15 protein-coding genes are annotated in these 16046 nt (G+C 44.9%); 9 read left to right on the forward strand and 6 right to left on the reverse strand.

Features of this window, described 5'->3' with window-relative positions:
• Positions 1-6 precede the first annotated feature (6 nt).
• Positions 7-942: an MBL fold metallo-hydrolase gene (locus NC994_RS03720; RefSeq protein ID WP_190434307.1), complete on the forward strand. Its 936-nt coding sequence runs from the start codon at positions 7-9 to the stop codon at positions 940-942.
• A gap of 188 nt (positions 943-1130) precedes the next feature.
• Here NC994_RS03720 and NC994_RS03725 read toward each other — a convergent pair whose 3' ends face one another.
• Positions 1131-2204 (reverse strand): anthranilate phosphoribosyltransferase family protein, encoded by a 1074-nt coding sequence (locus NC994_RS03725; RefSeq protein ID WP_190434310.1) that lies wholly within the window; start codon positions 2202-2204, stop codon positions 1131-1133.
• Between the two features lie 80 nt (positions 2205-2284).
• The gene (locus NC994_RS03730) at positions 2285-3283 is read right to left on the reverse strand and encodes a LysR family transcriptional regulator (RefSeq protein ID WP_190434311.1); all 999 of its coding nucleotides are present in this window, start codon (positions 3281-3283) and stop codon (positions 2285-2287) included.
• A 251-nt stretch (positions 3284-3534) separates the two neighbouring features.
• Between NC994_RS03730 and NC994_RS03735 the strand changes: the two genes are divergently transcribed.
• The 3 genes from NC994_RS03735 (at position 3535) to NC994_RS03745 (ending at position 6788) form a co-directional block, all read left to right on the forward strand.
• The gene (locus NC994_RS03735; RefSeq protein WP_190434320.1) at positions 3535-4494 is read left to right on the forward strand and encodes a diguanylate cyclase; all 960 of its coding nucleotides are present in this window, start codon (positions 3535-3537) and stop codon (positions 4492-4494) included.
• Between the two features lie 105 nt (positions 4495-4599).
• Positions 4600-4965 (forward strand): response regulator, encoded by a 366-nt coding sequence (locus tag NC994_RS03740; RefSeq protein WP_190434323.1) that lies wholly within the window; start codon positions 4600-4602, stop codon positions 4963-4965.
• Between the two features lie 2 nt (positions 4966-4967).
• Positions 4968-6788: an ATP-binding protein gene (locus NC994_RS03745; protein WP_190434325.1), complete on the forward strand. Its 1821-nt coding sequence runs from the start codon at positions 4968-4970 to the stop codon at positions 6786-6788.
• A gap of 17 nt (positions 6789-6805) precedes the next feature.
• Here NC994_RS03745 and NC994_RS03750 read toward each other — a convergent pair whose 3' ends face one another.
• A complete protein-coding gene (locus tag NC994_RS03750; protein WP_347276551.1) occupies positions 6806-8122 on the reverse strand; it encodes a HEAT repeat domain-containing protein in 1317 nt (438 codons plus the stop codon).
• Positions 8123-8581: 459 nt separating this feature from the next.
• Here NC994_RS03750 and NC994_RS03755 point away from each other — a divergent pair, with 459 nt between their 5' ends.
• The 4 genes from NC994_RS03755 to NC994_RS03770 all read left to right on the forward strand — a co-directional run bounded on the left by NC994_RS03755 (position 8582) and on the right by NC994_RS03770 (position 13048).
• Entirely contained in the window at positions 8582-9157 is a 576-nt protein-coding gene (locus tag NC994_RS03755; RefSeq protein WP_190434326.1) for a hypothetical protein, read from the forward strand.
• A gap of 106 nt (positions 9158-9263) precedes the next feature.
• Complete coding sequence (locus tag NC994_RS03760; protein ID WP_190434328.1) at positions 9264-10499, forward strand: LL-diaminopimelate aminotransferase; 1236 nt, start codon at positions 9264-9266, stop codon at positions 10497-10499.
• Between the two features lie 126 nt (positions 10500-10625).
• Complete coding sequence (locus NC994_RS03765) at positions 10626-12098, forward strand: AAA family ATPase (protein ID WP_190434537.1); 1473 nt, start codon at positions 10626-10628, stop codon at positions 12096-12098.
• A gap of 8 nt (positions 12099-12106) precedes the next feature.
• A complete protein-coding gene (locus tag NC994_RS03770; RefSeq protein WP_190434330.1) occupies positions 12107-13048 on the forward strand; it encodes a hypothetical protein in 942 nt (313 codons plus the stop codon).
• A 260-nt stretch (positions 13049-13308) separates the two neighbouring features.
• Here NC994_RS03770 and NC994_RS03775 read toward each other — a convergent pair whose 3' ends face one another.
• Complete coding sequence (locus NC994_RS03775; protein ID WP_190434332.1) at positions 13309-13503, reverse strand: hypothetical protein; 195 nt, start codon at positions 13501-13503, stop codon at positions 13309-13311.
• Between the two features lie 679 nt (positions 13504-14182).
• Between NC994_RS03775 and NC994_RS03780 the strand changes: the two genes are divergently transcribed.
• Complete coding sequence (locus tag NC994_RS03780; RefSeq protein WP_190430537.1) at positions 14183-14752, forward strand: HdeD family acid-resistance protein; 570 nt, start codon at positions 14183-14185, stop codon at positions 14750-14752.
• Between the two features lie 137 nt (positions 14753-14889).
• Here the strand turns inward: NC994_RS03780 and NC994_RS03785 are convergent, their stop codons facing one another.
• A complete protein-coding gene (locus NC994_RS03785; protein ID WP_190434334.1) occupies positions 14890-15108 on the reverse strand; it encodes a hypothetical protein in 219 nt (72 codons plus the stop codon).
• A 101-nt stretch (positions 15109-15209) separates the two neighbouring features.
• Positions 15210-15992 carry a nickel pincer cofactor biosynthesis protein LarB gene (gene larB / locus NC994_RS03790; RefSeq protein ID WP_190434342.1) on the reverse strand — a complete coding sequence of 261 codons (783 nt, stop codon included), beginning with the start codon at positions 15990-15992 and terminating at the stop codon, positions 15210-15212.
• Positions 15993-16046: the final 54 nt, after the last annotated feature.

The raw sequence follows: 16046 nt of genomic DNA on the forward strand, positions 1-16046 counted from the left end.
GAATATATGTCTTCAAAAGAACCAGCGGCACCAAATCCTCAAATCTCCAATCCCACAGCAAGTCAGTCAACCCAAGCTGACGCAGAGTTTGTGGTGCAGTTTTGGGGTGTGCGGGGCAAAATTGCCGCCGCTGGCAAGGAGACGCTTCGCTACGGCGGCAATACTCCCTGTGTGGAAATGCGGGTAGGCTCCAAACGATTAATTTTTGATGGCGGCACCGGCTTGCGGTTACTGGGTAATCAATTACTGCGTCAAATGCCGGTGGAAGCTTACGTATTCTTTACCGACTCCCAAAGCGATCGCATTCAAGGCGTTCCTTTTTTCGTTCCTGCCTTTATTAAGGGCAATTGTTTTCATATTTATGGGGCAGCAGGATCTGATGGAGCATCGATTCAACAAAGTCTCAGCGACCAGATGACGCCTCCGAATTTTCCAGTCCCCATACAGGTCATGCAATCAGAACTACAGTTCTACGATCTAACTCCCGGCGAGACGCTCGCGGTAGACGATATCACGATTGAAACCTGTTTAACCAACAATTCCCTGCGGACAATAGGCTATCGAGTTACCTGGCAGGGACGCACGGCTGTTTACGCTACGGGTGCAGACAACGATCCGAATGCCCTTGATGAAAATCTGCTGCACTTAGCCCGTGAAGCCGATTTACTCATTTGCAATGCGACTTCCTCGGAACTAGACCAAGGTTTGGGGGCAAACGGTGAGTCTTCTCATGCAGGTGACTTTGCGATTCAACCCTGCGAAAATCCCTTCTGGCAAACCTGCGTTAAAGCCGCTGATGCGGCTAACGTCAAAAAATTGGTGATGTTTAGCTACGAACCAGACTACAGCGATGACTTTCTCGACCAAGTAGAAGGACAAATCCAGTCGGCGTTTCCGAATGGATTACTCGCCCGTGAAGGAATGATTTTAGCCGTTGAGTAATCGGTCATGAGAGTGTAGAGTTTTGAGCCACAAAAAAGTTCTTAAATTCAAAATTCAAAACTTTTTTCTGGTAATTCAGAGTTTTGATCCCTCTTTTGTTACTTTAGGAAAAGAGGGATGAGTGACAAAAGAGTTCTTAAATTCAAAACTCAAAACTCAAAACTCAAAACTTTTTCCTAATCCTCCTCCTACCGACTACTGAAGACTGAAGAACTTAAAGAAGAAATCACCCGACTAATCTCCTGTAGTTTCTGGGCAACTTGACCGCTACCCAATAAAGTTTCTGCCTGAGTCAAACCGGATGATAAATCTGGGGCGAGACCGCAGTGCCATAGGTAAAAACCACCGTTCCAGATAGCTGCTTGCATAAGTTCGCTCTTGTTACCTTGCAGCACGGCTTGCATTTCTTGTACCAATTCAGTTGCGGAGTCTAGGGCAACTTCCTTTCCCTCAAAGCCGTAGTCACGGGGATGAAGCAGGAGGCGTTGCGGAGACGAACCGGGTTGCCAAGTTCCAATAATCGCCGTGCGATCGCGCGGTAAATCGCAGCTACCTTCTAATCCTTTCACCGCTGTGAAATACTGGGGGTTGCCTCGCAATGCCGAAGAGTCTTGAAACATCCCTTCCGTGGGAGGATGGACAAACCCCGCCACAACGTGAGCTTCCCCTGCATAGGGACACCACATTAACTCCATCGTTGCAAAGGGTGGACGTTTGCCAATTTGGTCGCGGTAGGGAACCAGTCCTGCCGCTTGGGGGAAATGCTTGGGCAAATAAACAAATCCGAGTTGGGTTGCCTCAAACACCTGCTGGACGACAGGGAGGGATAACTCAGCCCAATTGACACCCAACGCCTGCCAAATCTCAATCAGTGGCAAGCCTTCCTTGGTAGGCATCCGGTCGCCCCCGTGCATCACCACCGCCTGTCCAGCGGTTGCCAAGATTAAAGCTGTCAGTGGCGTTATGGGTGCCGTGCGCGATCGCCCATCGTAGGGCGTCCCCAGAACGATAACCGGGCGTTCTGAGCCGATGGGTTGCAGTTTTGGCCCTAGTGCGTCGTAGGCGTCTAGCATCCCTGCCAATTCTTCGCCGATGGGACGCTTAATCCGATGGGCGATCATAAATGCTCCAATCTGCGCTGGTGTTGCTTCCTGTAGGAGCATCATCCGTGTCGCTTCCTCAGCTTCGGAGCGACTTATATTTTCGCCCGTATGGACGCCACTACCCACTTTTCGCAGAATTTCCCTGAACTCATTACTCATAGTATTTTGTCGTAGTCAATCGTTATCAGTTTTTGCGAATGGCTAATTCTCAAAAGATTTTTTGCAATAGCCATTAACCATTAGTTAACAGGTATAGAAGCATCCGAACAGATTATTGTGTTGCCAATCGCTCCTGCAAATTGCATCGGGACTAACTCGCGTACCATCTGGCAAAAGTGCTGAATGGGGGGAATCAGCAAGCGATCGCGCGTTGTTACCATCACGACCTGACGAGACAAGCTGGGATCTCCTAGCGAGTCGGCTAAGTTTGGCGTCCCCGGCGCGGGTGTGGAATCAATGACTCGAATCGCCAGCGTTGCATCCTGGCGAGCATCTACCAAAGCTGACTGGGGCAAAAGGGCAATCAATTCTCCTTGCCGCACGACACCGCGAAAGGCATCAAGCGTATTTAACTCCATCACCGCCTGAAGATTAGCGCCTTGCCGCAAAAATCGCTCTTGTACCAAGCGTTGCATCCCGTACCCATCCTTAAATACCACTTGCGGGTAGTGAACGAGTTCTGACCAGGGCACCTGTTGGTACTTAGTCAGAGGATGATTTGCCGCCATCAAGATTTCGATTCGTTCATTGTATAAGACATCGACCACCATATCCGGGCTAGCCGTTAAAAAGCGGTTATTCATCACGATCGCGACATCAACCATTCCGTCTCGCAAGACTTTGAGAGCGCGATCGCTTCCAAGCGAAGTCACTCGCAGCTGCACCGCCGGGTAATCTCGGCAAAACTGCTGCAACACGGACGGCAAGTATTGGGCGCAAACCGAGTGAATCGCTGCCACACAGAGTTCGGGTTGTTTTCCTGCCAACAAGTCTGCTAATTCTTGCGTGGCTTGTTGCCACTCTTGACAAATTTTGCGGGCGCGGGGCAAAAAGCGTTCGCCTCCGACTGTTAGCTTTGCCTGAGCCGTGCGATGAAACAGGGAAATACCGAGATCCGTTTCCAGAGACTGGATTTGCCTGCTAATAGTGGACTGAGTGAACCCACACTTTCGCGCCGCTTGCTGAAAACTGCCGGTTTCAGCAACTGCTAGAAAGGCTTGCAACTGCTCTAGTCGCATGATATGTAGCCTAAATTACATTTAAAGCCGATGAAATGAATTTAGCGGATTTGCTTAACTGTTTTGGTAGGGCTTGATACAGCAGCTTAGTCAGGGTGGCACAAGCGGGTCTTACCATAGCATGAACGGGAAAACCCTTGGAAATAAATACGATATACGCCAATCGTATACTCAGCGAAGCGATCGCCGACGGCATCGCATCAAAATGAGTGATGAAAAAGATACCCCTTAGCACTCTCTGATGAATCAGCATGAAGAAACAAACCTCGCTCCTAGTCGCCAGCCGAAACCACCACAACTTGCAACTGATCGCACAATTCTTGATTCAGGAAGGATATCCAATCCTCACCGCTGACAGCTTGGAGGAGTTTGAGCAAGCTTTGAGACATTCTGCACAAATCAGTCTCGCTATCGTAGATATCTGTAGTCTAGACAGTCGGATTTGCGAATGGCTGCGGCACGAGGCAATTCCCATTCTGATGCTTTCTAACCAGTCTGGCTCAACGGACTGGCAGTTTACACTGATCGCTGGCGCTGCCGATCATCGGATCAAACCCATCGGTAAAGCAGAACTACTGACGCGAGTTAGTTCGATTTTGAAACACAGATCTAAATTTGAGCTTGGGAAAGCCCGCGACAACCGGCTATTAAAAGCGGCACCCAATTTACAGAAGTCTAACCCAAAGGTAGATGACTTAGTTTTTAGAGACGCGCTGACAGGAATTGCGAATCGCCATCATTTTGAAGAAATTTTAGAACGGGAATGGAGACGTGCGGCTAGAGAGGCAAGGTTTCTGTCGTTGATTATGATTAATCTTGATTTTTTCAAAGCTTTTAAGGATACCTACGGACTTCAGCGAGGCGATTATTGTCTAAGAGAAGTTGCAAAAGCTTTAAGTGCTGCTGTGAAAAGATGTGGAGACGTTGTCGCCCGATATGGGGGTGAAGAATTTGTGACACTTCTCCCCGATACCAATCGCTCTGGGGCGATTGTCGTGGCAGAGGCAATGCGTTTAAATGTGGCAGATGTAAACATTTCCTACGCGAATTCTCCGATTGGCGACCGAGTAACTATAAGTTTAGGGGTTGCCACGTTAATTCCTGAGAGAAATTCCACCCCGCAAGCCTTGATTGCTGAGGCGCAAAAGATGCTATCTGTAGCAAAAGAGGAAGGAAGCGATCGCTTCAAAATTTATCCGATTTCAGGCTAACCTCAAGATCCAAATAACAGAATATTGAGCCATTGTGAGCCATATCACGGCACTTATGACTGAATTACGATAGCACTAGAGAGAACCCAAAACAAAGGGGGAAATTTGAAGGAGCAACCGTTGATTTTGGCGGCAGAGCGAAACCAGCGCCACCTGGAACTTGTGGTTCAATTCCTCGGCAAAGAAGGGGATTGTGTCAAAAGTGCTAACCTTTTAGAGGGACTCGATCTAGCCCTATGCCAGTCAAAAGCAATCGGTTTGGCGCTGGTGGACATAGACGGTTTTTACCGGCGTGTTTGGAAACGCTGCGAACGAATTCGGGATCGGCAAATACCCTTTCTAATACTCTTGCCTAAGCAAAGTGTCGCGATTGAGCAGCAAAACCTAGCTCACGGAATGCAAAGTACATTAGTTAAACCGCTAGTCGTCAAAAAGTTCCTAGGGATCGTTCGCAGTCTACTAAGAGATTAAGTATGAGCCGGATTTTGTTGCTTGTAGAGCAAAAAGAAAACCGCCGCCTGCTCTCAGAGTGGCTTGCTGGGCATCACGAAGTATTGCTACCTGACGAAAAAGAGACGGGGAGGCGAGGAGCTAAGGAGCAGGAACACAACAGAGAAATTTTACTCAATCCTCAGTCTTGTAGAAATGGGATAAATTGGCGTCTTCTCAGTTCTCAGCCGGAACGGGATTTCCCCACCCTGGCTGCGCTGCTCAGCACTCAGCACGGGCAGGGTACTGTTCTACCCTTACCGCTTAGCCCTCAGTCTTTAATCCTGAACACAGCTTTTGACCTATGCGTCTTAGATAGCGTGGCTCTAAAGCAGTTTTGGGAAGAGGTGCAAGCGAGAAAAGCCACTGAATTACCAGTTTTTCTGCCATTTCTGTTGATCGTTCCTCGTCAGGATGTGGGGTTGATGACTCGACACCCGTGGAAGAGTGTTGATGAGTTAGTCACTATCCCCATCGAGAAGATGGAGTTGCAGACGCGGGTGAAGATGTTGTTGCGGACGCGACAACTCTCGTGGGATCTCAAACAGCGCAATGCTGAGTTAAAGGAGACAAATGAGCGCTCGCAACAGGAAATAGTCAAGCATCAGCAAGCAGAAGCCCAACTCCGACAAAGCGAAGAAAAATTCCGGCAATTTCTAGAAGCAGCACCAGACGCGATCGCGATTGTTGGCGCAAGCGATCGCATCGTTCTCGTTAACACTCAAATTGAGAAAATGTTTGGCTATGAGCGCGATGAATTGCTTGGGAATACTCTGGAGATGTTGCTACCCGATTACATCCGGCGCGTACACGATCGAGAATGCACTGATTCCTGTTGTGAACCTCAAGTCCCACCGATGGGAGTGGGGTTTGAGCTATTTGCCCGACGCAAGGATGGCACTGAGTTCCCCGTAGATGTCAGCCTCAGCCACATCGAAACCCCGCAAGGATTTCTCGTTACTAGCATTATTCGCAACATCACCGTTCGCAAGCAAGCAGAAGAAGAAATTCACAAGGCGTTGGAACAAGAGCGACAATTGGGTGAATTGAAATCTCGCTTTGTGTCAATGGTTTCCCACGAGTTCCGCAATCCGCTGACCTCAATTTCTCTGTCTGCCCATATGTTAGAACATTGCTCTAATGAATGGTCTCAGGAGAAAAAAAGCAAATATTTGCTGCGGATTAAAGACATCGTTAGAAATATGACCGACCTGTTAGAAGATGTGCTTTTAATCGGCAGAGCAGATGCCGGGAAATCAGAATTTAATCCAGTCCCCCTCGATCTAACAGAATTCTGCCGTAATTTAGTAGAAGAAATCCAACTGAGTGCTAGCAATCAGCACGAGATAAATTTTGTCAGTAATCAAACGCAATTCAAACTTGAAAATTTCAATACTGATAATTACTCTCTTCAAGGTTATAATCTGGAATGTTTGACCGTCACTGAAAACGAATTTGAGACAATCGTTTCTATGGATGAAAAATTGCTGCGACAAATCCTGAATAATTTGTTATCAAATGCAATTAAATATTCCCCCGAAGGTGGCATCGTTCATTTTGGCTTGACTTGCCAGAACGGAGAGGCAACTTTCCAAATTAGAGATGAAGGAATTGGCATTCCTCCAGCAGATTTAGCGCGGCTCTTTGAAACATTTCATCGAGCCAAAAATGTTGGCAAAATTCCTGGAACTGGCTTAGGGCTGGCGATTGTAAAAAGGTGCGTAGAAATACACGGAGGCAAGATAGCGGTGGATAGCCAAGTTGGGTTAGGAACAACTTTTACCGTAACGCTTCCGTGTGAATAGTTAATAGCGAGTGGTTATTAACTATTCACTGTCCATTCTTTCAAAGCGATCGCGATTCCTTGTTTTAATTCTGGGGTGAGATTTTCGGTGGTAGCGAGTTGCTGTAATTGCTGATAAGCAATGGGAAATTTTTTGAGAGCAGCGATCGCGTGCAGTTTTACCCCTGCATCGGGATCTGCTAACAGTTCAATTAACTGGTTGATCGCAATGGCATCTCCTAACTGTCCCCATGCCATTGCCACCGCTTGTTTAACCTTGGGATCTTGAGCAGTTGAGCTTTCTGATTCAAGTGCTGTCACCAGGATTTTAGCAGCTGTTGGGACTAATTTTGGAGAATCCACTCGCCCCAAAACGGTGACAATTTCCTGCCATAGCACCGGAGACTCAACAGAAAGGGCTTGTTGCAAATACTCCAAGGCGGCTGCTGTTTGGGGGAGCGATCGCACGATGTCTACTTGCAAGCTAAGCGGCGTATTCGGGGAAGCGAGTACCTGAAACAAGGCAGCTGCGGCTTCATCTGTCCCCAGTCGTCCTAATGCGATCGCACTATGCTGACAAACTTCCAAATTAAAGTCAAATAGCAGGGGTTGTAGCTGAGTTACTAGATTCAATTGTTCTAGTAAATCGGAGCGCATCCCCAAGCCAATTACCGCTTCTTTTCTCACTTGTGCGGCTGGATCTTGCAAGGCATCCATCAATACTGGCGGAATCCGGCTGTCGTGAAAACTACCCAGTGCTTCAATCGCAGCGGCTCGAATCGCAGATTGAGGATCTTGAACCACGTTCAGGAGAGGCGCAATGGTTTCGGAACGGCGGATCTGAGCAAGCGATCGCACGGCTAACAGTCGTGTCTCTGACTCTGCTAATAGTTCGGTCAAAGCCTCCACAGCCGGAGAGCCGATATGCGCTAAAGCAGCCGCTGCTGCCACTGTAAGTTCTTCATCCTCAGATGTTCTCAGCAGCTCTACTAAGGCGGTGATGACGGCAGGATTGTCAAATTCTCCCAGAATGCGACCAGCAAACCAGCGCTCCTCCAAGTCGGCGTCTTCGTCTTTCAGAATGGAAATCAAAGGAGCGATCGCGCCTTCCCCTAATTTGGGTAACACCTTCGCCACTTCCCACCGTTCCTGAAAATCCCCTGCATCAAGTACATCTAAAGCCAGATTCAGTAATTGCTCTAAGTAAAGCGAGTTAGAATCTTCTCCTGTTAACGACTCTCCCTGCCTTCCCTCTGCTTTGTTAAGTGGCAGTTGCTGCAAGCATTGGTTTAGCAATGACCAGTTTTTTTGCTGTGCTGCAACCGTAGCCTGCTCTAAAACACTTAATAACATCATTTAAATCACTTTTACTGAATTTTTACCCGACACGCTTAGCCCACACTAGCTAACCTTGTTTCCTAAACTTGGATGCCTTTAAGCTTCACAAGCTAGTTTACCTAGAGTTTAGGTCAGATACCAGATTTGCCGATAAATCCCTATAGAGGCTGTGTTTGCTTTATTTTGACTAATAGAAATTTTCCTCAATCTACTCTTACCCTGGCTTCAAATGCGAATCAAGCATTAATTTAATGCATTAATTTCATTTCCGAATAATTCTATAATTAAAAACATAAATTCAGCCTTTCTCCTCTCTAACTAATTTTTCAAATCAAGATTTGCTAACCACACAGGCTTTTTGAAGGTAGATACTTTTATGAAATTGTTGCCACTCTCTACAATCAATATGGCAATAGATTTCTGCTCTGTTACGGAGCCTCAAAGTCGGCAACTAAACATTTTGGGTAGGATAAACTGATGCTGATAACGGTGGAACTACGTTGGTTTTATCCCGGCACAATCCCCACAGAGATTGAACGCTGGTTCAAGCAAGATAGTCTCGGTGGACAGATAAAGTCACTAGAAGACCGAGAAGACTGGTATTTATACTTACCTAAGAGTAACTACCTGGGTATCAAACTGCGGCAAGGAAAGCTGGAAATCAAGTGGCGTCAAGCCGAATTAAAGGTGCTGCATTTTGGGGAGTTAGCGGCGGGGAAGGCAGAGAAATGGGCAAAGTGGACGTGTGAAGATCCCACTTCAAAATGCTTTATTCCCGCAGAGGTGGCGGGAAAAGAGTCTTGGATGAGTGTGAAGAAGATGCGATCGCAGCGTGTTTACCAAGACTGTGCTGTTGAACTCACTCAGCTAAATATTAATGGCAAGGATTCGTGGAGTTTAGCTTTTGAAGCTACAGGCGAAGATGACAAGCTAATGGATAACCTTGAAACGGTAGCTAGCCAGGTATTTCAAACTTACCAAGGTTCAAAGTTGCAAGGTAAGGATTCTTTCGCTTATCCTAGTTGGCTGTCTGTAGTTGGGGAGTCACGCTAGGGCACTGACCCAATCTATAATCTTTGTTCACTTAACAGGATTAACCGTGGAATCGTAACGCGACGATTGGCAGTAAGCTATTTTACGGCGTTCGTGGCGATTCAACATGGCAACGATTAACGATAACTATCTCAAACTCAAAGCTGGCTACCTGTTTCCCGAAATTGCGCGGCGGGTGAATGCCTTCGCAGAGGCAAATGCTGACGCAAAAATTATTCGCCTGGGGATTGGCGATGTCACCGAACCCCTACCAGAAGCGTGTCGCACGGCGATGATTAAAGCCGTTGAAGATATGGGCGATCGCGGTTCCTTCAAAGGCTATGGCCCAGAACAGGGTTATGCTTGGTTGCGGGAGAAAATTGCCGCCCATGATTTCCAGGCGCGTGGATGCGAGGTTGATGCTTCCGAAATCTTCATCTCTGACGGTTCTAAGTGCGACACGGGTAACATTCTCGATATCTTTGGCGACAATAACGCGATCGCTGTCACCGATCCGGTTTATCCCGTGTATGTAGACACCAACGTGATGGCGGGACACACTGGCGCTGCTAACGATAAAGGCGAGTTTGGCGGCTTGGTGTACATACCCATCACCGCAGAGAACAACTTCACCGCCGAGATTCCTTCGCAGAAAGTTGACTTAATTTATCTCTGCTTCCCCAATAATCCTACGGGAGCAACCGCCACAAAGGAACACCTGAAAGCGTGGGTGGACTATGCAAAAGCTCATGGCTCAATCATTTTCTTCGATGCGGCTTACGAAGCTTTTATAACCGATCCAGAGCTTCCCCATTCCATCTACGAGATTGAAGGTGCAAGAGATTGTGCGATCGAGTTTCGCTCGTTTTCCAAGAATGCAGGCTTTACCGGAACCCGTTGTGCATTGACGGTTGTACCGAAAACGCTGAAAGCCCAAGCCGCCGATGGTTCCGATGTGGAACTGTGGAAGCTGTGGAACCGCCGCCAGTCTACCAAGTTTAATGGCGTGTCCTACATCGTGCAACGCGGTGCTGAGGCGGTTTACTCTGAGGAAGGACAAGCGCAAACGAAGGCGCTAGTCAATTTCTACATGGAAAATGCCAAAATTATCCGCGAACAACTGACGGCGGCTGGATTAGCGGTGTATGGCGGCGTGAATGCACCTTACGTCTGGGTGAAAACGCCTAATGGTTTATCGAGTTGGGATTTCTTCGATAAGTTGCTGCAAACGTGCAATGTTGTCGGAACTCCTGGTTCTGGTTTCGGTGCTGCGGGTGAAGGTTACTTCCGCATTTCGGCATTTAATAGCCGGGAAAATGTGAATGAGGCGATGAAGCGAATTACCGAGAAGTTTAAAGTGTAGGAAGAGCGGGTTTGATCGCTAATTCTTACTTTCTCCGTTAAACTTATCTGTAAGTTACAAAGATTGTGGTGGGCATTGCCCACCATACCCAGTAGCTTAAGATAGCTCTAAATGCTAGGAATTTTTATGCATTTATTACGAATTCAAGTGCCGGATTTTCGTATTTTAAGGGGTGTGGACATTACTTTTGAAAGCGAGTTTGTTCCTACTGTTTTCCCATTGGGTAGCCAAAATGGTGGTGGGAAAAGTACACTTTTACAGTTGATTTTTGTGTTGTTGCGATGTTCGAGTGAATCGAATAAAAAAGTTTTTTTGAATAATATGCTTTATGGATTCAAAATCAACAAGGATTCAAATCAAAAAGTATTAGCAATAATTGATATTCAGCATAATAATAAGACTATACAGCTTGAATTCTCCTGCAACAGAGATTCTTATCTTAAAGATATATTAAACTCGAATGATAAAGGTGAAACAAATGATGATGAATATCTAAGCTTTTCTGCTTCAACAAAATTAGAATCAGTTAAATATAAAATTGCACAAATAGAGAAAGAAATTCGTACTTTAGAGAAAATTATTACTAGATTAAGAACATTTAAAGGAATTCAAAATATTAATGACCGACGGGATCAGATCGTAAAATTAATGGAAGACCTTAATAAAGAGCTTTATTTTAAATTTGTTAGTATGGGAGATGTTAGCATACAATCTATTGAAAGAATTCAAGAAGATCTTCAAGCAACGTTAGATGTATTTAATCTAAATCTTAACAAATTCTCTGAAGAACGTAAAGGACTAGAACGTATTCTGCAAAAAGTTATAAAATATTTCCAATCTAAAAACTTAATCTACATATGTAATTATTCTGCTAATGCAAACGAGGTAGAAGAAGAGGTTTTACTTTGTCATATTAACAACATAGATATGACAGAAGTAGAAGGTTTCTTGAAGGAGCTATCCCAAAAAGTATTTCTTGCAGCTCCTAATAGTCAAGTTTTTCTTTTTCTTTCTCAGGAGTCCAGAAAACTCTTATTCAGAGATCAAAATAGTGGAAATGATTATTATTCACAACTTGAAGACGCGAAATCTGAAATCACAGGTTTTTTTACTTATGATTTTCTTGCTATAGATCTTCTGATCGAATCTTTTAAAGCTGCTCGAGATCGAGATTTTAAAGAAGCTATAGAAACAGGTAATTACGGGAATAGTTATCAAACACTAATAAGAGATTTAAATATGATATTAAATAATAAAAAAATTAATGTAGATACTAATCTATCAGGAGTAACATTTAAATTAGATAAAAATGGGGAAAATATAGAACTTTATCCTGAAGATTTAAGCCACGGGGAGCTAAAAAGGCTTAGTATTTATATGTGGATAAGATATTACAATATAGAAAACGCAATTGTTTTAATGGATGAAATTGAAATTGCTTTTCATCCTGATTGGCAGTATCAAGTAATTGCCGATCTTAAGCAATGGTCGCCAACAAATCAGTATATCCTTGCAACCCACTCATATGAATTATGCCAAGCTGTGACACCTGCTCACGTTAAGGAACTAGAGCCTAAACTCCTAAAACAAGAACCCTAATACCGCATATGAGTTTTAGTCCAGCAGAACTAGAGAAACACTGTCAAACCATTATTGAATCTCCTAGAATTAAGAATAAAATTGTTGTAATATGTGAAGGTGAGATTCAAAAAAATCAGGGTAGACTATCGCCTCAATCATATAAAAACATGGAGCATATGCCAGATGCAAACTTTTATAAGGCATGTGTTCCAAGATGGTGGAGTCAGCAGCGTCCCCAGTTTTTCAACTGTGGAGATCGTAAAGATGTAATAGACACTTATTTCACTCTCTTAAATTTACATACTCAAGACAGTAGTCGTTCCTATTTACATCCCGATAAACTTTTTGCAATTATAGATTTAGATCTACAAATACAAAATTTTGATGGTTACATTTTTGCAGATACAGAAGAAATTTTCCACAATCTTTATAATAAATTCAAAATAAACGATAAAAATGCAGCAGCTCATCGTATATGGGTTACAGGATTAATTCATAAAGAAGCATATTTTTTAATACCTGAACTTCAATCGTTATTCAATAATTTTCCTACTTCTCCACTCTATAAGAAAAGTTCTCTTCTACTTAACGATATATATGTTGATATGGCAGATGCAACTATTAGTGATATTGACTTAAGAAATAACTTAAGAAGAGCATTTGATCGTATTCGTTGTTGTCCTGAATTAGATTGTAGTGACATTGAAGAATTACAAAGTTTATGGAAACATAAGTTTGAAAATTCCAAAGATGAGGCTGAGAAAAATGAGTTAGTTCTGGCTTTATTAACAATTAAAAAAGCTAAGAGTTATTGGAACCAAGTTCAACCCTCTCCTGACTGGACTCGTCCCGCTGAAATATTTAGGGAGCAACTTTTGTTAGAAATAGGAAGATTTTATTCGGAAGAGAGTAGTGACCCCAAATACCACATTCCTTTTTTTTTGAAAACCCTATACGAGTTTGTTTAATTATGCACAGGATAAACAAAGCTCACGAAGCTTGATTTATTAGCTAATTTTAGAACTCCCTCATTCACATTAAGGATTGCAGGTAGCAATGCTGTCACGTAGAGTAAATGTAAACTTTAGTATGGTGCAGCCCTGAATCAAGTCGTCTGAAATTGCGGTAAATGCGATCGCATCTTTAGTGCGATTGCGCCCATAAATTAAAGTCAAGGCGCGATCGCTTAATTAAATGGCGATAAAGATGCGGGCAAACGTTGTCTGAATCAGACCTTGACAACTTTCCACAAGATGAAACCAACTACTGCAACTGCAATTCCACCCAGTTGTAGTACGTTATGCAACACCGCACCTGAAATTCCCAGGAAGACCAGTACAATTGATACTGCGAGCATTCCTAATCCAATAGCGACAAGGATTTTGCCCCATTGAGGAGCTTTGCTATTTTTCGGTTCGTTCATAAGTTAGGAGTGTATGAATATTTGCCTCGTCAAGAGCCTCTAAAAGTCTTGTAAATCTCTGAAAGTATTATATGAGAAAGTGATTCTGCTGCCCATAAATTTGCTACTTTTACTATCAAATTATGATAAGTAAAGCTCAATTAACTGCAAGCTTGAATTGCAACTAACATCCCCACACTACAAAAAGTCAAGACCAGCGCTGTGAGCTTGGAGTAAAGTTGTATGTAAGCGGGAATGCCCTCTCAGGAAGGGTAGGTTGGCAAAGCGTTGCATAACAAATCGCGCAAATGAATAAAGGGAAAAGTGCGATTGCCATTAGGTTGGAGCGAATAGTGACACTGTTTAGTACAGCTCTGAATGAAATTGTGTGCAAGCTGAACACATATAAACAGAATAAAGGTGCGATCGCTTCCGCACGACAACCCTAACCAATTAACTTCTCATTCTCAACCAGCCAAAAATTTGCTCTGCTGTCAATTCAAGCTCAACACCGTCTAACACAGCTAAGCGATCGCTCCCCTAAATTGACGGGATTAATTGTCGGGAAAGTGCGCTCGCAAACTATATCAGGGGGTAGAGCTTGGTGTGGCGGGGTGGTCTACCTTAAGGTTCTATCCAGTTCATGAGAAATTTCTTAGCCTGAACATATAGCCCAATCGTGCATAGAAAAAAAATTTGTATGACAACCGACGTTTCTACTGATATCAACAAGAACAAAGGTATTAATGGATCGCTTTTGACTGGCGCTCTACTGATTGTTTTGGGGATAGTTGCGATCGCTGTACCGAATGTCTCGACAATTGTCGCTGAGACTTGGATTGCTTTGATCTTAGCGAGTGCGGGAGCGACCAAGGCGGTCTATGCCTTTCAAACTCGCGAGCAAGGAGGTTTCATTTGGAAACTCCTGTTGAGCGCCCTCTACATTGCTACAGGCGTGATGCTATTTTTCTACCCCTTAACAGGTGTCCTGACGCTGACTCTGTTGCTAGGTAGCTTTTTGCTGACCGAAGGTGTATTTAACCTGATCCTGGCATTCCGGGTGCGTCCGCAACAGAATTGGACATGGGTGCTGACAGACGGCATCATTACGCTGGTGTTGGGCGCAATGATTTGGTTCCAGTGGCCCTTCAATGCCCCTTGGTTAATTGGAACCCTGGTGGGTGCCAGCGTTCTGTCCACGGGAGTTTCTCGCGTGATGCTATCGCTAAATAAGCGTTCTGCCTTGAATGAGTCTAACCAAGCTGCTTAAGCCTAAAGCGCTGTGGTCTGGTGTAAGGTGGGTAATGTCTTAAGAAAATTGCCCGCAAGTTCCCTAGAAGCGATCGCATCCTGATGGCGATCGCTTTTATCTCAGGAAAAGTGCGATCGCGTCCTTAATTAAAATAATTACTCAAGCGAATCCTGATACAAAGTTTGCAATAAATTTTCTAACTTCTCTTCAGGACAGCACTCAATCAACGCTTCAAAAACTTCTAACAATTTTGCAGCACTTTCTCCCAAAGTGGGACTCAATCCCCAAACATCTTGTACCCAATCTTTAGGACGTTCATCTTCAAAAATTAAGCGTTCTAGAAGTTGCTTTGATTCTGTCTTGGAGGTAGGCATCGGGTTTCGCTGATGGGTAAAAATATCATCAAAATCTCTCCATCATTAAACAGCATATAAGTGATTTGCTCGCCCGCATAGCATGAGCGGGCAGTACCAATCTACTGCTCAGATGATTTCAGTTTGTGCGCCGTTCTCAAAATTTGTCCAGCTAAGATAGCCGCACCGAAGCCATTATCAATATTCACTACGCCCACCCCTGCTGCACAAGAGTTTAGCATTGTCAGGAGTGGCGCAAGTCCGCCGAAACTCGCACCATAGCCGACACTGGTGGGAACTGCAATCACGGGACAATCAGCCAAACCAGCGACGACGCTGGGTAAAGCACCTTCCATCCCGGCAACGACGATTAGCACATTCGCCGATTCAATGACGTGACGGTTACTTAACAGGCGGTGGATACCCGCGACACCGACATCCCAGAGGCGCTGCACCCGGAAGCCACAGAGTTCTGCCGTAACCGCTGCTTCCTCAGCGACGGATAAGTCTGCTGTACCGGCACAGAGGATGCCAATGGTGCCCGAATACTGGGGTTCTAGGGTGGCAGGTGCAATGGCGCAGATTCGCGCCGAAGCGTAATATTGGAGACCTGCTACTTTTTCCTGCAACTGGGCATAGACTGCCGGTTCAATCCGCGTTGCCATAACGATAGGGTTGCGCGATCGCATCGCCTCCATAATCCCCGCAATCTGTTCGGGTGTCTTTCCTGGCCCCCAAATTACCTCTGGAAAACCCGTTCGCAAGGTGCGGTGATGGTCAATTTTGGCAAAATCGCCCACGGGTTCAAAGGCAAAATGCTTGAGTTTGTCTAACGCCGCTTCTGGGCTAACGTCACCAGCGGCAACCGCTGCTAATAAGGATTGCAAAGCTTCAGGTTGAGTCACGGCTTCAAATTAAGAATATAAAAATGCAAACAGAAGAATTGGCAATGTAAATTT

Origin of the sequence: Trichocoleus sp. AS-A1 (genome assembly GCF_039962015.1) — a bacterium.
In the GTDB taxonomy this organism is placed as follows: Bacteria; Cyanobacteriota; Cyanobacteriia; order Cyanobacteriales; family FACHB-T130; genus FACHB-T130.